The organism is Nostoc cycadae WK-1 (assembly GCF_002897135.1).
In the GTDB taxonomy this organism is placed as follows: Bacteria; Cyanobacteriota; Cyanobacteriia; order Cyanobacteriales; family Nostocaceae; genus Nostoc_B.
The window spans coordinates 264040-284414 of record NZ_DF978424.1; the positions used below are offsets into that span (position 1 = coordinate 264040).

Consider the following 20375-nt stretch of genomic DNA (forward strand, 5'->3'; position numbering starts at 1 on the left):
TTATACTTATGCCAGTATTTAATCTACGTGTAAATAAATAATCATTAACAATCTGTCGTTGCACTCGCAATGACAGATTGTTAATGATTAAACGGACTTGATATTACTCATGCTTCCTGATTGCTAGTAACCACTAACAGATGTTAGTTAGCGTTGAAAGCTGGGAAAAATGAAGTTGTTAAGAGTTTAACCAAAGGACAATTCAGCAATCAGGAGACAGAATACCCAAACTGTATTCTGTCAAAGCAATGGATAAATTGTGGTTTTCAGTCGCCAATCTTAATTGAGATATGGCGCATTCTGACTCTTTTTCATCGCAAAAAAGAATTACAAAATAAGGCTTTAATCAGCATGAGTTCTGACTTTCAACCACCCCCTAAAGGCTTGTCCATCCTCACTTCTGTAGGCGGGGTGGTTACGGCGGTGATTGCGATCGCAGGGTTAAATTTTTGGTCTGGTCGTATTTCGCAAAAGACACAAACATCTGAAGTAGAAACACAAGCACAAAAAATTGCAAAACTTGATGCGAACTCCGCAGTTTCACCAGGAACACCAATTGCGACTAGTGAACTGACCAGCAAAACACCCTATATTGCGCCGGGCGTTGGTAAACTCGACGCAGCAGATATGGCAGCTGCGCGTTTAGCTTGGTCTTATTTTCAACAAAACTGGAACGAAAAAACAGGCTTAGTGAATTCTGCGGATGGTTTTGCATCTGTAACGATTTGGGATCAAGCAGCTGCGATCGCCGCTTTGGTGAGTGCGAAAGAACTCAACATGATTACTAGCGCCGAATTTGAAGCGAAGATGACTAAGATGTTGCAGACTCTAGCATCTCTACCTTTATATAAAGGTGAACTGCCGAACAAAGTCTACAACGCTCAAACTTTGATCCCTGTTAATTATGGTCAGCTAGATAAACGCGAAGAAATTGGTTGGTCAGCGATTGATTTGGGACGAATGGCCATTTGGTTGAAGATCGTCGAAGCCAAGTATCCCAAAATGCGATCGCCTGTACAAGCTGTTTGGCAGCACTGGAAAGTCAAGCGCCTGACTAAAAATGGTCAGATGTACGGTACTGCTGTTGTTCAAGGCAAAGAACAGTATAACCAAGAAGGTCGCTTGGGCTATGAAAACTATGCCGCCTACGGTTTGAAACTGTGGGGTTTAGATGTCAAGCAAGCCTTAGATTATCAGTCTAATACTGCCTTTGTGAATCTTTACGGTCAAGGAATTCCTTATGATCGCCGGGATGGGAATAACTCTGGGGGGAATAACTACGTCCTTAGTGAACCGTATATTCTGGACGGTATAGAAACGGGCTTTCAAGCATTACCCAAAGCTTATGCCGATAGAATTTTAGCTGCTCAAGCAGCGCGTTATCAAGCCACAAAAGAATTAACCGCCCTAACAGAAGATAATTTAGATCGTCCGCCTTACTTTGTCTATAACAGCTTGTTTGTGAACGGTAAACCTTGGGCGACAATTACCGATACTCAAGTACAACATAATAATTTACGTTTTCTCAGTGCCAAAGCGGCGATCGGTTGGCACATACTTTATCAAACAGATTACACGCGTTCCCTAACTGATACAGTTTTCCAGCAACTGAAATCAGATAAAGGTTGGTACAACGGCTTATACGAATCTCTGCGTCAGCCAAATAAATCTCTCACTGCTAATAATAATGGCGTGATTTTAGAAAGCTTTCTTTATAAACAAGTGGGTAAACCTTTAATTGTTTGGGCGGGAATTAATTGAATAATGACTAATTTGTAATTAAAAGCTTTTATACAAGTTATTAATTACTAATTATTGAAACTCAGAAGTTTGAAGATTAAAATATTTTTTTAATTTTATGTACCAGTACTTTTCACAAAAAATGTGGAGATGGATTGCATTGTTCTTAGTTGGAACATTGATGCAATTTTTGGTGTACATACCTACACCAGTCTTATCTCAAAATGCTAGTAGCTGTAACAATATTACCGCACCTCTGACAGCAGAAGAACAAACTTATGCGCGTGGTGCTTGGCAGTATTTTGTCAAAAATTATCAGCCAGCCACAGGATTGACCAATGCGGCTGGGGGTTATCCTTCGGGGACACTTTGGGATATGGGGAATTATCTGATGGCGTTGAATGCGGCGCGATGGATGAATCTCACAGACCAAGCAGACTTTGATTCTCGGCTGAATAAATTTTTAACAGGTTTAGGCAATCTCAAGTTGTTTGAAGATGCTTTACCCAATAAAGTTTACAATACCGCTACCGGACAGATGGTTGATTATGGCAACAATCCGATTGAGCGAGGTATTGGCTGGTCTGCTTTAGATATCGGTCGGGTTTTAGCTGCATTTGATGTCATTCGTACTTGTCATCCTCAATATAATGATTGGCTTAAAGGAATTGTCGCCAAATGGCAAGTAGGGCGATCGCTCAAAGATGGACAACTTTATGGTGCTACTGTTTTACCTGATAACAAAACATTATTAGTCCAAGAAGGGCGACTTGGTTACGAAGAATATGGTGCTAGAGGTTATCAACTTTGGGGTTTTGCTGCACCAAAAGCTCTGGACTTGGAACCCTATAAAATGGTTGAAGTTAATGGTGTACAAATTCCCGTTGATACTCGTGATTTTCAAAGCACTAACGCTAACAATTACGTTGTTAGTGAGTCTTATATTCTGGATGGAATCGAATTTGGTCTACAAGGTGAATTAGCCGATTTTGCGGCGAGAGTTCTCGAAGTGCAAAAGCGGCGTTACGAAGCGACAGGTCAGCTGACAGCCGTCACAGAAGATAACATCGACCAAGCACCTTATTTTCTCTACAACACTGTTTACGCCAATGGTCAAAGCTGGGCTACAATTACCGACACTAATCAACCTTTTCCCCAGTTCCGCAGTGTGAGTACAAAAGCTGCTTTTGGTTGGCGTTATCTCTACCCAGATAATGCTTACGCCCAAAAACTGTTTGATGCAGTTAAGGATCTCCGCAGTCCTGATGACAGTGGTTATTATGCGGGTATTTATGAGGAATCGAAACAGCCCAATAAAGCCTTAACTGGTAATACCAATGGACTAATTTTGGAGATTTTGTACTACAAAGCCAGAGGGAATCGTTCTTTAATTACTGGTTCTGTAAATGCAACAGCCAAAGCCCCAAGTAACAATACTTCTGCGGCGACTCCCACACCCACAAATCCGCCACAAACATCTGGAAATACCCCTAGAGTGGTGGAGGTAAAAGTTCCTACGCCACCAGCAAATAATTCCCAAGTTGAGGAAGTAACGATTACACCCATCCCCCCAGTTGATAGCCCAGATTCATCATCTAAGTTGAAATTAACTCGACCTTTAACAGTAGTGGAACGACGCTATGCAGAGGCCGCATGGAGATATTTTCAAGCTAATTATCATCCAAAGAATGGCTTAATTGACGATCGCAGCGACTTCAAAGGTACAACTCTCTGGGGATTAGGAGATTATCTCGCCGCACTACACGCCGCGCGATCGCTGGATGTAATTTCCCCGAAAGAATTTGACCAACGCACCCGCCATATATTAGCAGCGTTAGGAAAACTACCGTTGTTTGCTGGTGAGTTACCAAATCGCGGTTATGATACGCGATCGCTTCAACCTATAGACTACGGCGGAAACCCTGTATTAGAAGGTAATGGTTGGTCAGCATTGGATATTGGCAGACTTTTAGCCGGGCTGTATAACTTAAAAAGTTATCATCCACAATATACTAAAGCCGTTGATCAAATTGTCTTAGATTGGTCATACCTCCGGGTAGTCCGGGATGGAGTTCTCTCCAGTGCGACTGTGATGAAAAACCCCCAAGGGCGTTATCTTACCCGCGTCAACCTAGAAACCCGCTTAGGTTATGAAGAATATGCGGCGCGTGCTTTTCAACTGTGGGGATTTGATGTGGAAGGTTCCGCTGTAGGTGGGGAATATCAAACTAGTGTGGTGGAAGGAGTGAAAATACCAACTCAGCGCCAACGCACAGATACTAACTCCAAAGTTAACCAATACACCGTCAGCAATCCTTTCATTCTTTATGGGTTAGAGTTTGGCTTAGATCCGAAAATGCGATCGCTCTTTGAGCCAATTTTCCAAGCCCAAGCCAAACGTTACCTCCGCACCAACACACTCACAGCCTCGGCGACTACCTTAATCGACCGCAAGCCTTACACAGTCCATAGCGCCATTACAGCCCAGGGTAAACCTTGGGAAGCGATAGGCGATGACGGACAAACTTTACCTCAAGGGCGCATGGTTAGTACAGCTGTGGCTTTTGCCTATCACGCTCTCCTGCCAGACAATCAGTATAGTCAAAAGTTAGTCCAAGGAACCACTGACTTATATAACCCACTCACAGGTTTTTACGAAGGCTTTTATGAAACCACAGGTAAAACAGCCGTTGGTTTCACCAGCAGTACCAACAGTATGATTTTGCAATCCTTACTATACACACTCACAAATCAGCAACCCTTAATTTGTGCAACTACTTCTCTCAAATCTCCCTGGTGGGAAACTATAGCCCAAGGAGATTCCGGCCGCGGTCTCCCCAGAATTCCTCAACCAAAAATTAGCTTAATGTCTGATAGTTCTGGAAGTTACTGGGTATCTGGTAGCAAAAATACAAAAGTTACAAAATGATTTAGTCAGAAACAGGAGTGTAGAGCTAGATATCTCCTGTTTCTACCATAATTTTATTTTTGGTGTCACCATGACTTCTGCATCTATTAATAATTCCACCAACGTTTTTGGCAACAGTCGCTCAATCCTCAAAAAAAGAACATTATTATTTCGCTACCTAGCAGAAATTAATTTAATTTTTGGGATTTGGTATTTACAATGGCGCATCACCCATTCCATCAATTTTGATGCTTTGTGGCTTTCAATTCCGTTGCTATTAGCAGAAATTTATAGCTATTTTGGCGGTGCGATGTTTGTCATTGGTTTATGGCGACCATTAGTTCGACAGGTTAAGTCTCTTGACCAAATGATGCCACCTTTACCGCCAGCCGAATGGCCGACAGTAGATGTATTTATCACCTGTTACAATGAACCACCAGAAATTGTTCAACAAACTGCTTTGGCAGCTTTAGCAATAGATTATCCTGCTACTAAGTTGCATGTTTATGTATTAGATGATGGCAACTCAGCTGAAATCCGAGCCATGACAGAAAGGTTATGTATTGCAGATTTGCAATCACCACTCCTACAAAAAGAAGCAAACCGAATTGATACCGAACGCTCACAATTAATAGAACGTCTTCAACAATTAGAGAAGTTAAAATTTAATACTCAAGCTGCGGAAAAATGGTTACAAGAAGTATCATCAACGCAGAATCAAGATAAAACATCTACGGAAGTATTTGTCCAAAGTCTCCAACAGTTTATTTTGTGGTTGCCACCAGAACATCAAAGTATTACTGAACGACTTAAGACTGAACAACAAGCATTAGAAAAAGCTATTTACCGCAAAGAACTAGAATTAGTGGAACTGTCACGATTTCACTATATTGCTCGTCCTAAACCTGTCGGTGTACCTCATCATGCAAAAGCAGGTAATCTGAACTACGCAATTTTTTCTGGTGAAACCTATGGAGAATATATTCTCACTTTAGATGCTGATCATATTCCTAAAGCACAGTTTCTCAAGCGAGTTTTACCTTATTTTTATACATATAATCTTTTTAATGGTAAATACGAACAAAATCGTATTGCTTTTGTCCAAACACCGCAAGATTTTTATAATATTCCTGCTGGTGATCCTTTTGGACATAAAGCTAGTTTATTTTATGGGCCGCTGCAACAAGGAAAAGATGGCATGAATGCGGCCTTTTATACAGGAACAAATGCCGTTCTCCGTCGAGAAGCACTAATTAATGTAGGGCTGCAATATTTTGCTGATGAGTTTAGCAAAGATGAAACAAGATTAGATGAATTTCAATTAGTTGGTGGTGTATCCAGCAATAGTATTACAGAAGATATGAATACAGCGATGCGTTTGCATGGTGCTGGGTGGAAATCTATTTATCATCATGAATTGTTAGCAGAAGGTTTGGCTCCTGATGATTTGAGTTCTACTTTAAAACAGCGACTACGTTGGGCGCAAGGAACTATCCAAGTTTTACTGAGAGAAAATCCCTTTGCAAAACCAGGGCTAACATTTTGGCAACGACTGCAATATTTTAAGACGATGTATAGCTACTTTTCCGGTTTTGCAACTCTTGTGTTTATTTCTTGTCCAATTATTTACTTATTTACAGAAATCGCTCCTGTACAAACCTTTGGATATGATTTTGCTATACATTTTTTTCCAGCTTTTATAATCAATCGACTCACTTTTTTAGCAGTGACTTGGGGTATTCCCGCTGGTGAAGTATGGCGTTCAGAACAATATGCGATCGCACTCTTTCCTTTATTAATTCAAGCTGTATGGAGTGTGTTCACTGGACAAAAAATTAATTTCCAAGTCACACCTAAACAACGGCAATCTGGCATTTATCTCCGGTTGGTTTGGCCGCAATTACTTATCTTTTTTCTCACTATTTTAGGTATGTTATGGATTCTTTATCGTTTGGTTATTGGCAATCTCAATCATCCTTGGGTTCACTTACTAAATAGTGCTTGGGCTATTTATAACTTACTGCTATTGTGGGTAGTGATTCGTGCTGCTATTTGGCAACCATCAAAAGAGTCTTAACGGGACTTTAACAAAAATTACTCATTACTGAATAAAGAAATGATGTAAATTGTATTTTGTAGTCTGAAAGTTAGCAAAAAACTTGCACTTAAAGAATACAAATGCCAAAATATAAAAATGTGAGATTTAATACAAAAAACAGCGAGTAACTAATGAGTTCTAAAATTGAAATAATTCAACCATCGGGAATTTTAAATGGCATTAGTGGTAATCAGTTGCGGCGTGAAGTTAGCGACTTACTCGATAATGGTATAGAAATTTTATTAATTGATTTGAAAGAAGTTACTTTTATCGATAGCTCTGGCTTAGGGTCTTTAGTCTCAGCAATGCAAATAGCAAAAACTGCTAATGCTAAACTATTTGTTTGCTCTGTAAGTGACCAAGTGAGAATGTTATTTGAATTGACAAAAATTGATCGAGTGATTCAAACCTTTACCGATCAAGATGATTTTAAACAACAAGTATTAACAACTCTGTGAACTAATCAGCAATTACACAATTTGATTTAAGCTGCACTCCCAAAATAAATTTTGAGCAAAGATAAATCATCTTCCAGACTTTGTTGAATATTGAGTGTCATAATTTGCATTAATAGATTTTGAATATGGCAATTATTTACTCGGTTATATTTGATTAATATTTCGATGAAAGTATCGAGTCCCAAGATATTTCCATTTGGTTGATTGATTTCATAAACCCCATCGCTAAATATATAGAGAATGCTATTTGCTTCAATATCAAAAACAGCCTCTGCAAAGTCAACTTCTGGCATAAAGCCTATAGGTAAATCCAAAGAACTCAGTTGTTTAACTTGCGAATTAGTATAAGAGTTACCTGATAGCAGTACAGCAGGTGGATGTCCGGCGTTGGCGTAGATAAGTTGATGCTTAATGCGATGATAAACTCCATACCAGATGGTGAAATATTTAGCACCATGATTACTCATCTGAAAGTGATGATTGAGTGCTTTGAGAACTTCACTGGGGTGACAAAAATTAGTGTTGGGTAAAGATTGCGATCGCAGAATATTCAGCACAGATACAGAAAGCAGCGCCGAACCTACCCCATGTCCTGATACATCCAGGAGATAAATTACTAAATGCTCGTCATCTAGCCAATAATAATCAAAGCAATCACCGCCTAACTGTGCAGAGGGAATGAATAGTGCTTCTGTAGTGACTGTTCCCGTAAGTGGTGGTGGTAAGAGCGATCGCACATATTCAGCAGCCTCAGCTAATTCTGCTTCCATAATTTGCTTTTGGGTTTGCAAAGTTTGGTTGAGTATTTCTAAAGCTTGTTTTTGACTTTGCAAATCTTGATTTAGTTGATGTAACCTCAGTCCAGCACGGACTCGTGCTTTTAACTCATTCATCTCGATGGGTTTAGAAATAAACTCATCTGCTCCCGCATCCAACCCTCTGACTCTATCGTCTTCTTCTCCTCTAGCTGCTCCCTTAGCAGTCAGCAAAATAAAAAAAGTAGTAGCTAACTCTGGATCTGCTTTAATTTGCCGACACACTTCCAATCCATCTAGTTTTGACATTACCCAATCACAAATAATCAAAGCAGGGCGAAGTAGCCGCGCTTGAGTAATTCCTTCTTCACCGTTTTTCGCCACAGTTATTTCATAACCCTGATTTTCGAGTGTTCTTTTCAGGACTGCCTGAACAATCGGGTCATCATCAATAACTAGAATTTTTACCATAAATTACAGCTTACTCAATATAACAATAATTAAATATCTTATTCACATTTAAAATTAACTAGATTTTAGTTGTTAATGTATAGTAAAAATACTCAAATTAAATAAATTGAGTTCCGCTTATGATATAAGCTCAACATTTAATAAAATCAAAGTGGATCATAAAATTTGTTTAAAAGTCAATACAGACCTGAATGCCTCGTCTGAGATTTTGTCTTGGTTTGAGCAAATTAACCACGCACAAATGATTAATCAACAAATTTGGTGGCAATGTCAAACTCTGTTAATAGAGGGATTTGCCAACATTGTTGAACATGCTCACAAAAATTTACCCAAAGAAACTCCGATTGAGATAGAAGTTTGCTTGTCAAATCAGCAGATGGAAATACGCATATTATCTCGCGGAGAAGCGTTTGATTTAGAAAAACAGTTACGAGAAGTCTCTGAACTTAAAGACAATGAGCAAGAACGAGGGCGCGGGTTGAAAATTATGTCGGCGATCGCCGATAAATTGAGCTACGAAAAAATAGCGGATAACTATTACTGTTTATTTATTAGTAAATTTTATTAAAAATATTAAACAAAAAAATACTTGACTCTTAGCAAAATTCAAGAATCTCAACCGACTAAATTTTTACAAATTTATTTCTTGTTCCCCAAGTGTACGTCTAAGCTCATAAATCAATAGGATGAAAGCACCATTACCTGATAACGAAGCACAAAGAATAGAGGCGCTTTTAGAATATAAAATCCTCGATACTCCATCTGAGGCAGCATTTGATGACCTGACTCATTTAGCATCGTATATTTGTGGAACTCCGATTGCTTTAATCAGCTTAATTGATCGCAATCGTCAGTGGTTTAAGTCAAAAGTCGGGCTGGATGCACTAGAAACACACAGAGATTTAGCCTTTTGCGCCCATGCCATTTTACAGCCTGACATTTTTACTGTAGCTGATGCAACAGCTGACGAACGCTTTGCTACCAACCCATTAGTTACCTCTGACCCCGATATTCGGTTTTATGCTGGTGTGCCGTTGATTAACCCTGAAGGCTATGCTGTAGGCACACTTTGCGTAATTGATCGTGTACCACGAAACCTGTCTCCTGAGCAGGTAGAGGCATTACGTACTCTCGGCCGCCAAGTCATCAAGCAAATGGAAATGCGGCGGAATTTAGCAAGTTTAGTACTAATTGCTGATGAACGTAAGCATAAACAAAAAGTACATAAGCATTTCTTTAAAAGGGTTGCTGGTGGCTTTGGTTTAGCTTCAGTAATTTTAGTTTTGATAGGTCTAATTTCTTACAAAAATACCAAATTATTTATTAATACAAATCATCAAATTCAAAAAACCCAAAAGCAAATTAACCGCTTAGAAACATTACTGTCTGACATTAAAGATGCGGAAGCTGCACAACAAAGTTACATTCTGACAGGAGACAAATTTTATTTAGTTCCATATCAAGCAGCACTGGCAAACATTGATGAACAAATAACAAATCTGCAAAATGCCACAGCAGAGCAACCTCAGAGAAAACAGCAGCTAATTATTCTGCAACAACTGATAACAAATAAACTTGTTTTGTTAAAGCCAACTATCAATTTGCGCGAAAGTCAAGGGTTTGCAGTCGCATTGCAGAACATGTTAAAAGATAAAAAAAACCACTTAATGGATGATATCCACAAAGCAATTTATGAGATAGAAAAAGAGGAAAAAGAGTTATTAAAAGAGCAATCACAAACTGCAAAAGTCAGTGGTCACCACACGATTTTGACACTGGCTTGCGCTATTTTTCTGAGCTTTGTGATTCTGGCTGTAGTCTACTACCTAATTTATTGTGAATTTACGGCACGCAAATCGATAGAAGATACACTCCAAGAAGAGCGTAACTTTATTTCAGCAGTGCTGGATACAGCCAGTGCCTTGGTAATAGTGCTTGATACTCAAGGGCAAATTGTTCGTTTCAATCAAGCTTGTGAGCAAATCACAGGTTACTCATTTGATGAGGTCAGGGGTAGATATTTCTGGAATTTATTTTTACTTCCAGAAGAAGTAGAACCAGTCAAAGCAGTATTTGCTCAGTTACAAGCAGGTAATCATCATCAAGGCTATCAAAATTACGAAAACTATTGGGTAACTAAAAATGGTAGTCGACGGCTAATTGCCTGGTCAAATACAATCCTCCAAGGCTACGAAGGTGTAGTGGAATATGTGATTGGTACAGGGATTGACATTACCGATAGCAAACGCGCACAAAAACATTTGATTGCACAATATGCAATTACCCGCGTTTTAGCAGAATCAACAACGATCGCCGAAACAATTCCGCAGATTCTCCAAGCTATTTGTGAGAGCTTGGGATGGGATGTGAGTGAAATTTGGATGGTTGACCAGCAAGCAAATGTACTCAGTTTTTTTGACTTGTGGCATCGTGAATCGTTAGATATACAAGACTTGAAAACACAGAGTCAGCAAATCACATTTGCACCAGAAATTGGATTACCTGGTCGTGTTTGGGCGAGTTGTGCAAGTGTGTGGTTGATGGATGCTGCTAGTGATTCCAACTTTTTGCGAAACCAAGCTGTAACTCAATTAGGATTGCATAGCGCTTTTGGTTTTCCTGTTCGCAGTGAACATAAAATTTTTGGTGTGATAACCTGTTTCAGCCATCAAATTCAGCAATATGACGAAAATTTGACAAAAATTATTAATTCCATTGGCGAACAAGTAGGGCAGTTTATTCAACGCAAAAAAGCCGAAGAAGAACTACAAAGGCAAAACTTGCGATCGCAATTATTTACAGAAATTACTTTAAAGATTCGCCAATCTTTGCAAATTGAAGAAATTCTAGAAATCACTGTCAAAGAAGTTCAAAAAATTCTGCAAACTGACCGCGTTTTAATTTCGCAAATGTCCCTCAATAGGGCTGACAATATGTTGGTTGAGGCAGTAGTTCCTGACTGGCCATCAATTAAATCACAAAATATTACTGATTCTTATTTACAAACAGAATATCAACAACAATACTATCTCCAACAGTACCGCCAAAAGCAGATTGAAATGATAGCTGAGTTTGATTTGCTGGGCATTCAACAAAGTCATCTAGAAGTACTGCAACAACTGGGAGTAAAAGCCAACTTAGTTATCCCCATACTCGTCAAAGAAGAACTCTGCGGTTTATTAATTGTTCATCAGTGTGCCTCTCCCCACCAATGGTCAAGTTTTGAAACTCATCTTCTGAGGCAAATTGCTGACCAAGTAGGTATTGCGATCGCTCAAGCCCAATTACTAAAAGTAGAAACAAGACAACGAGAAGAACTAGAAGTGGCTCGTCGCCAAGCCGAATTAGCTTCTCAAACCAAAAGTGCATTTTTGGCTAATATGAGTCATGAAATTCGGACTCCCATGAATGCTGTATTGGGGATGACTAGCTTGATGTTAGAAACTCCCCTCAATCAAGAGCAACGAGATTTTATTGAAACAATTCGCATTAGCGGTGATGCGCTGTTAAGCCTGATTAACGAGATTTTGGATTTATCCAAACTTGAAGCTGGGGAAATGACTTTAGAAACCCTCAATTTTGATTTAGCAACTTGTGTCGAAGAAGTCTTAGATTTATTAGCTCCCCAAGCTCATCAAAAGCAATTAGAAATTGCCGCTTTAATTTATCGCAACGTTCCGACTCTTCTCCAAGGAGATGCTAGTCGCTTACGGCAAATTTTGATGAACTTGATTAGTAATGCGATCAAGTTCACCAGTACTGGAGAAGTATTAGTCAAAGCCGAATTGTGCTGGGAAAATACCACGACAGCTAATATTCGCTTTGCTATTACCGATACTGGGCTGGGTATTACTACAGAAAACCAACGCAAACTATTTACTTCATTTACCCAAGTACATACTGTTAATACTTACAATTATGGCGGTACTGGTTTGGGATTGGCTATCTGCAAACAACTTGTGACCTTGATGAAAGGAGAAATTGGCGTAGAAAGTGAGTTAGGTAAAGGCTCCGAGTTTTGGTTTGAGATTCCTTTTGCCAAACAAATCCAGCCGAATACGGTAACAGACGATCGCGGAATTTTGCGCGATCGCCGTCTGCTTTTAGTGGATGACAACACTACTAACTACAAAATCATCGCTCATCAAGCCATCCGCTGGGGAATACAGGTAGATAAAGCTGATAGTGCAGACGTGGCTCTCAGCACGATGGAAGCAGCTGACCAGCAAGGAAATCCCTATGATGTGGTTTTAATTGATATGCAGATGTGCCAAACAGATGGGATGGCTTTAGCAGAAACAATCAAGGCTCAACCTGCTAAGGCTGAGATACCTTTAGTGATGCTGACATCTACTCAGCAGCGGGAGGAAATACAGCGATCGCTCACAATGGGATTTGCTGCTTATTTAGTCAAACCTGTGAAGCCATCCCGCCTCCTTGATACTCTCACAAATATTTTAGGGTTCCAATTACCACCAGAACAACAGCATCTACCAAGTCATCAGGGTTTAGAAATGAACAATTTGCAAAATAGCCGTCTTCATGTTGCTACTGGCTCCACTAAATTAAGAATTCTTGTTGCTGAGGATAATTTAGTCAATCAAAAAGTTGCTCTTAAACAGCTTAAAAGTCTGGGTTACAATGCCGATGTTGCCGCTAATGGCCAAGAAGTTTTACAACTGTTAGAAAAAATTCCTTACGATGTGATTTTGATGGATTGCCAAATGCCAGTTCTGGATGGTTTAGAAACAACCAAAGAAATTCATCGTTGGCATGAAAGTTATTTTGCTAATCGTCGTCGTCCAGTCATCATTGCTATGACAGCTAATGCCATGAAGGAAGATAAACAATTGTGTTTAGATGCTGGTATGGATGACTATCTGAGTAAGCCTGTGATGAAGGAGAAGCTGGCAGCTGTATTAGAACATTGGAGCCAGTTTTTGGTGGAAATTCACACAGATATTAAATCTGTTCATACAGTTTCTACAACCGCAGAGGATTTAGATACATTGCCCATTGATTGGGAACATTTGCATCAGCTGTCAGAAAATGATCCCGAATTTGAAGAGCAACTATTAGATATCTTTGTGAAAGATATGTACACTCGTTTAGAGTTAACCAAAGAGGCGATCGCCAACAGTGACTTTCAGTTAATGGCGCAACAAGCCCATCAAATTAAAGGCACTAGTAATAATATCGGAGCTAAATCTATGTATTTAGTTGCTGAAAAATTAGAACAACTGGCTATTTATCAAGAACGTAGAGGTAGCACTGAAATAATTTCAGAACTAGAGGATTTTGTCAACCGTATTCAAGCATTTTTAAGCAATAGCCACAATTAAAAGAAAAATCTCTCTTTTTTAAGCCAATGCACTATGAATTGCCTCTTCTTGACCAACTAAAGATAAGTAAGGTGTTTCTAAATATCGATTAGCGGCGGTTTGGGCATCTTCCACACTCACCGCAGCAATTAGCTCTTGAAATTGGCTGTCAAAATTAATGCCTAACCCTAAGATTTCATACCAGCCGTAAATTTGAGCAATTTGCCCGTTAGTTTGTTTACCTAAAGCATACTGTCCGAGAATTTTATTTTTCGCAGCTTGGAAGGCGTTGGCTGAGACTTCTGTAGTACAAAGTAAATCAACTTCTGCCCGCAGTCCTTCAATAGCAATAGTGGTATTTTCTGGGGCTGTACCCATATAGACGACAAAAGAACCTGGATACAACCGAGTGGGGTAAAAAGCAGAGACTTCGTACGCAAGACCGCGCTTTTCTCGCAATTCCACAAATAAACGGCTAGATAAGCCATTGCCTAAATAGGTAGAAAGCAGTTTAAGTGGGGCGTAGTCTGGAGAATTAACGGCTGCACCTAAATAACCCAACATAACAATTGATTGTTGTGTTTGTAGCGGCTTGAGTAGCTGTTGTGGGTTAACTGGAATTTCGGGCAAATGTAAAACTGGTCGTGGTTGTGCAGGTATTTTCCAGTCACCGAATACTTGTTCTACTAATGCAACTGCTTCTGTTAAGGTAATTCTGCCAGCAATACTCACAACCAAATTATCTGGACGAAAATAAGTTTGGTGATACTGCACTAAGTCTTGGCGGGTAATGCGGCTCATTGTCGTTTCATCTCCTAGCAATGACATAGCATAGGGATGATTTTGATATATTGCCCGCCGCATTTGCTCAAAGGCTAAAGTAAAAGGCTGTTCTTTTTGGGAGCGAATATCTTGTAAGGCTAACCGCCGTTCTAATTCTACTTGTTCTTCGGGGAAGGTAGGCGATCGCAAAATTCGCCCTGCTAGTGCCAATATATTCGCAAAGTCTGAAGTGACTGTCTTCAAGGACAACAAAAAATAATCTGTAGAGGTATCAGCACTCAAACTAGCCCCTACAGATTCTACGTGTTCAGCAATTTCAAAGCTAGAAAGCCCATCACAGCCTTTGGTCATGACAGCGGAAAGTAAATGTGCTAATCCCGCCTGTTCTCGTTGTTCGTAACAACTACCAGCCCGGAGAAAAATTCGCCCTGCAATAATATCCGCCGCTGGATTTTCCGCCACCAACACAACAATGCCGTTATTGAGTACAGTGCGATGAATAAAGGACTGAGAAAGGGAAGGTTTTACGGTTGGAGTCATTTTTGAATAGTCAATAGTCATTGGTCATTGGTGAGTCAGTGCGGTCTTGGGGGTTTCCCCCATGAGCAACTGGCGAACCCGAAGGGTCATTAGTCATTTGTTCGCTTCCGCCTTCCTGTTTCCCTGCCTTTTCTAGACAAAAATCTGGACTAACATGGTTTCAGGATAGTCACTGCATAATTTTGCGGTGAAAGATACTGTTTAGCTAATTGTTGCAGTTCTTGCGTAGTAAATGACTGAATTTGCTGCGGATAAGTTATCGCCACTTCAGCTTGGGCAATAGTGTTGTAGTAACCATAAAGTCCTGTCAGTTGATTGGGCGTTTCCGTCGAAAAGGCGTACTCATTACATAACAACCGACGCATTCTCGCTAATTCTTGTTCGCTAATGCCTTCAGTTTGCAAATCATGTAAATGGTTGCGAATTAATTCCTCAACTTTCTCGATGTTTTCTGGTTCTAACCAAGCAGTGATAGTAAATAAACTAGATTCTTTTTGAAGAGAAAAATTACTACAAACTCCATGTACTAACTGCTGTTCTTCCCGTAAGTCACGGACTAAGCGAGAAGTTCGCCCTTCTGTTAAGAATACGGATAATACATCTAAGCCATAAGCGGTGCGGAGTTGCTCAACTCCCGGTGCAGTCCACGCCATCAGCAACCGTGCTTGCTCCATTCTGGGTAAACACAGTTCTTGACGCTGTATCCCTCGAATTACTGGTTGTGTAGCGGGGATAGATGGGGGACAATTAACAGGTTCGGTAAAATTTGCAAATGATTGATTTACTAATTCCCAGGCTTTTGCTTGCTCAATACCACCGACAACTACCACAGTCATATTTTCTGGCTGATAGTGAGCGCGATGAAAACAGCGCATATCATCGGCTGACTGCTGCATCAGTTCCATCTCCGTACCCAGCACCGAACGTCCATAGGGATGGTACTGATAAACGTTTTTGATGAGAGACTGAAATCCTAGCCAGTCGGGATCATCTTGACAAGAACGAATTTCTTCTAGTACTACATCCCGTTCGCGCAAGAATTCATCATCAGGAATTGCCGCATTTACTAGTAGTTCTCCTAGACAAGGCAATGTATCTGCTAAATAAGGTGCAGCTGTGGTCACACAATAATGAGCATAGTCGTGACTGGTGGCTGCGTTGCTCACACCACCACGGTTTTCAATTTTGTGATCAAAAGCTCCAGGGGCTAGTGTAGCTGTCCCTTTAAAAATCATGTGTTCTAAAAAATGAGCCATCCCAAACCACTGTTCTGGCTCTCTGGCTGCTCCAGCACGCACCCATACATCCGCCACAACTACAGGAGTAGTCGGAATTTCTTGATGAATAAACGTTAAACCATTGTCGAGTCGGAAAATGGAGGCTGGAAAAACCGGATGAATTAATTGCTGTGACAATTTTTTGTAGATTTAACCACAATTTAACGTAATTTTGCCATCTTAACTCTTAACGAAACCTAAATTAGAATCATTTGCTACAGATTTAACTTTATTAATAATGTATTTTAAATAATTTAAATTTATGAGTCGTCCTTAAGGAAGTGCTAAGTATAAGTCTATGTTGTGTCACAGACCTTGCATAAATATTTGTTGGGATTATGCAAAGATGCAAATAATTTATGTAAACAAAACGGCTTTTGCCAGCAGTCTAAAGTTTAAGGTCATGAGAAAGGTAGATTCCCTGATACTATGTACAATTTCTGTAGATACCCTTCTTTGCCTTAACTTCATAAACTTATTGTGCTGATTGTCTCAGTATTCAGCCACCGTGTTTATGCTTAATTTTACAAAATGTTTTTCCAGTATAATTCGGTAATTAAGCTTGGTATAATAAAAAATATTGTTTAAGTATTACTGTTTTAATGGGATGTTAGAGAACTAAAAACGGGCGTTAAATATCAGCAGTTCTCACTATAGAACTTAACTATACAATCTGACGAGTAGGCGATCGCCTGACTATAAATCCCACAACATCTTTTTCAACGCAGAGGGTTACTGAGGTAAACGCAAAGGTACGCTGAGACTTTATTTAAGTTTTCGCTTTTATCGCTGGATATTGTTGTAACACCTGCTGTAAATATTGCCCAGTATAAGACTTAGAATTCTTTGCCACATCTTCTGGTGTACCAACTGCAATTACTTCTCCGCCTTTATCACCGCCTTCTGGCCCCAAATCTATTACCCAGTCAGCGCAACGAATCACATCTAAGTTGTGTTCAATGACTAAAATTGAATTGCCTTTATCGACTAATCTTTGTAAGACATCCAACAATTTATGGACATCATAAAAAGATAATCCTGTTGTGGGTTCATCGATTAAATAAAGAGTTTTTCCTGTGGCGCGGCGAGATAATTCTGTAGCTAACTTGACGCGCTGTGCTTCACCTCCAGATAAGGTAGTTGCAGGTTGTCCAAGTTGCACGTAACCTAAACCAACATCAACTAGAGTTTGTAGTCTTGTCACCGCTTTCGGAATGTTTTGGAAAAAGTCTAAACTTTCCTCAACTGTCATATTAAGAACATCAGAAATAGACTTATCTTTGTATTTAACTTGCAATGTGTCGCGGTTGTATCTTGCACCTTTACAAACTTCGCATTGCACGTAAACATCAGGTAAAAAGTTCATTTCAATGACGTTTACACCTTGTCCACTGCAAGCTTCACAACGTCCACCTTTAACGTTAAAAGAAAATTGTCCAGGTTTGTAGCCTCTAGCTTTGGCTTCGACGGTTTGAGAAAATACATCTCGAATTACATCAAAAACACCTGTGTAAGTTGCGGGGTTAGAACGGGGTGTGCGTCCGATAGGAGATTGGTCAATGACAATGGCTTTATCAACTGCATTTAAGCCTTGAATCTTTTCTAATTCTTTCGGTAAAGGTACTTTTTTTGTCAGATGATGTTGTAGCGATGGATAAAGTAATTCGTTAATTAATGTAGATTTACCTGAACCAGACACACCAGTTACAGCGACGAGTTTACCTAGGGGAATTTCGACATCAATATTTCTTAAATTGTTACGATGGGCATTTTTAATAATTAAACTCCGCCCATTACCTTCGCGGCGTTCTGCTGGCGTTTGAATTACTTTTCTGCCTGATAAATATGCGCCTGTTAATGATTTTTCTGCTGTCAGTAATGCTGGCAAATCACCTTGGGCAATAATATGACCGCCGTGAATTCCTGCACCAGGGCCAATATCAACTAAATGGTCAGCAGCCCGGATGGTTTCTTCATCATGCTCAACTACGATTAAAGTATTACCTAAATCACGTAATCTAATTAATGTTTTGAGTAATCTGCCATTATCTCTTTGATGCAAACCAATACTTGGTTCGTCTAAAACGTAGAGAACTCCTGTTAAACCAGAACCGATTTGTGTGGCAAGTCGAATGCGTTGTGCTTCACCACCAGATAAAGTCATGGCGGGACGGTCGAGGGTGAGATAATTTAAGCCAACATCTAACAAAAATTGCAATCTAGCTCTGATTTCTCGTAGTACTAAATCAGCAATTTGTAGCTGACGCTCGCTCAATTTTAACTGAGCAATTCTTTCCTGTGCATCTCGAATTGATACACCTGTTAAATCTAAAATCTGGAATTGTCCCAACCGCACCGATAAGGCTTCTGGTTTTAACCTTTTTCCACCACAAATTTCACAGGGTTGGTCGATTAAATACTGCTCTAATTTTTGTTTAACTAATTCTGAACCACCTTCATATTGACGTTGTAATATCGGCAGAACACCTTTAAATTGAGTTTTTGCTGTCTCTTGGTTTTTATCTTCTCCATTTAAAATAACTTGCCGTTGTTGGTCTGTTAGCTTGCTCCAATTTGTTTGTAATTCAAATTCGTGCGCTTGCCCTAAACTGTACAGCAATTCCAAATAGTAAGAATTTTCTTTTTCTGACCAAGGTGCGATCGCCGCGTATACTGGTGCTTCAGGGTCAGGTATAACTAACTCCGCTGAAAATCTTCTTAAAGTCCCAAGACCATGACAGTGCGGACATGCACCATAAGGAGAATTAAACGAAAACAAGCGCGGCGATAACTCTTCCATCACCGCCCCATGTTCAGGACAAGCGAAGTTTTCGGAAAATACCATTTCTTCTTGCTCTTCTGGATTCTCCGTAGCCAGAGCAACCAAGATAGTTGCAATACCACCAGATTGTTTCAGACACGTAGATAAAGAATCAACTAAACGCTCTTGAATACCGTCTTTTTTCACTAAACGGTCAATAACAACTTCAATGGTGTGGTTAAGATTTTTATCTAATTCAATCGAATCTGATAGTTCCCGCACTTCGCCATCAACCCGCACCCGCACGAAACCTTGGGAAGCTAAACTTGATAACAGCTTGCGATGAGTACCTTTTTTACCCCGCACCACAGGCGCAAGAATTTGGAATTTAGTGCGTTCTGGTAAGTCCATGATGCGGTCTACCATTTCATCAATGGTTTGGGGCGCAATACAGCGATCGCATATGGGACAATGGGGTTCACCAGCCCGACCAAACAACAGGCGTAGATAGTCGTAAATTTCTGTGACTGTCCCCACTGTAGAACGGGGGTTATGCGAGGTAGATTTTTGGTCAATGGATATCGCCGGACTTAAACCTTCGATTGCTTCGACATCCGGTTTATTTAACTGTCCTAAAAATTGTCTAGCGTAAGCACTGAGAGATTCGACATAACGCCGTTGACCCTCAGCAAAAATCGTATCAAAGGCTAAAGAAGACTTACCCGAACCTGATACACCAGTAAACACTATCAGGCGATCGCGTGGCAATTCCAAGTCAATATTTTTCAGATTATGCTGTCTAGCACCCCGAATCCTAATGGTATTTTGACTGTTGTGATGCGCGTGGGGAAGATGGCCATTCAGGAGGGATGCGGCTAACTGATTATCTGACATATTGGCAGGCTGATAGTGAGAGGCAGTATGAAACAGTTCTTAATAATACTATTTTTACTCTGCTTATACTAGAACAATAGTACTGTTTTAAGTAGGGATTGCCCAATATTCAGACTACAGATATCTTTATATATCCGTTAATTGAAACGGATCGCAATTAGAACATCCTACTGAGGGTTGTTGCTCAAGCTTTGAGTTGATAGTCGCACAAAACTCCTGCATTCATCATTCTGGGATATATGAACAACAGCAAGTCACTTGATTTAACGGGAACAGGAAACAGGGGAAAATTAGTCATTGTAAAAAATCCCATTTATTTATTTGATGGAGGTTTCCCTATTACCTGTTAACATCACTTGAGCGAGTGAG

At 40.0% G+C, this 20375-nt stretch carries 10 protein-coding genes; 6 read left to right on the top strand and 4 right to left on the bottom strand.

Going from position 1 to position 20375, the window contains the following annotated elements:
• Positions 1 to 351 precede the first annotated feature (351 nt).
• The 4 genes from NCWK1_RS07480 to NCWK1_RS07495 all read left to right on the top strand — a co-directional run bounded on the left by NCWK1_RS07480 (position 352) and on the right by NCWK1_RS07495 (position 7204).
• Complete coding sequence (locus NCWK1_RS07480; protein ID WP_103124359.1) at positions 352 to 1761, top strand: DUF3131 domain-containing protein; 1410 nt, start codon at positions 352 to 354, stop codon at positions 1759 to 1761.
• Positions 1762 to 1921: 160 nt separating this feature from the next.
• Positions 1922 to 4669: a DUF3131 domain-containing protein gene (locus NCWK1_RS07485; protein ID WP_245894854.1), complete on the top strand. Its 2748-nt coding sequence runs from the start codon at positions 1922 to 1924 to the stop codon at positions 4667 to 4669.
• Between the two features lie 70 nt (positions 4670 to 4739).
• A complete protein-coding gene (locus NCWK1_RS07490; RefSeq protein WP_103124276.1) occupies positions 4740 to 6725 on the top strand; it encodes a glycosyltransferase in 1986 nt (661 codons plus the stop codon).
• 152 nt (positions 6726 to 6877) lie between these two features.
• Positions 6878 to 7204: an STAS domain-containing protein gene (locus tag NCWK1_RS07495; protein ID WP_103124277.1), complete on the top strand. Its 327-nt coding sequence runs from the start codon at positions 6878 to 6880 to the stop codon at positions 7202 to 7204.
• Between the two features lie 26 nt (positions 7205 to 7230).
• Here NCWK1_RS07495 and NCWK1_RS07500 read toward each other — a convergent pair whose 3' ends face one another.
• Positions 7231 to 8430 carry a PP2C family protein-serine/threonine phosphatase gene (locus tag NCWK1_RS07500; protein WP_103124278.1) on the bottom strand — a complete coding sequence of 400 codons (1200 nt, stop codon included), beginning with the start codon at positions 8428 to 8430 and terminating at the stop codon, positions 7231 to 7233.
• 151 nt (positions 8431 to 8581) lie between these two features.
• On the opposite strand from NCWK1_RS07500, the gene NCWK1_RS07505 reads away from it, so the two are divergent.
• Both NCWK1_RS07505 and NCWK1_RS07510 read left to right on the top strand, forming a co-directional pair.
• Positions 8582 to 8998 (top strand): ATP-binding protein, encoded by a 417-nt coding sequence (locus NCWK1_RS07505; protein WP_103124279.1) that lies wholly within the window; start codon positions 8582 to 8584, stop codon positions 8996 to 8998.
• Between the two features lie 118 nt (positions 8999 to 9116).
• Positions 9117 to 13772, top strand: a complete 4656-nt coding sequence (locus NCWK1_RS07510; RefSeq protein ID WP_103124280.1) for a GAF domain-containing protein — start codon at positions 9117 to 9119, stop codon at positions 13770 to 13772.
• An 18-nt stretch (positions 13773 to 13790) separates the two neighbouring features.
• Here NCWK1_RS07510 and NCWK1_RS07515 read toward each other — a convergent pair whose 3' ends face one another.
• The 3 genes from NCWK1_RS07515 to uvrA form a co-directional block, all read right to left on the bottom strand.
• Entirely contained in the window at positions 13791 to 15074 is a 1284-nt protein-coding gene (locus NCWK1_RS07515; protein WP_103124361.1) for a M16 family metallopeptidase, read from the bottom strand.
• A 149-nt stretch (positions 15075 to 15223) separates the two neighbouring features.
• The gene (locus tag NCWK1_RS07520; protein WP_103124281.1) at positions 15224 to 16489 is read right to left on the bottom strand and encodes a M16 family metallopeptidase; all 1266 of its coding nucleotides are present in this window, start codon (positions 16487 to 16489) and stop codon (positions 15224 to 15226) included.
• A gap of 631 nt (positions 16490 to 17120) precedes the next feature.
• The gene (uvrA, locus tag NCWK1_RS07525) at positions 17121 to 20006 is read right to left on the bottom strand and encodes an excinuclease ABC subunit UvrA (RefSeq protein WP_103124282.1); all 2886 of its coding nucleotides are present in this window, start codon (positions 20004 to 20006) and stop codon (positions 17121 to 17123) included.
• Positions 20007 to 20375: the final 369 nt, after the last annotated feature.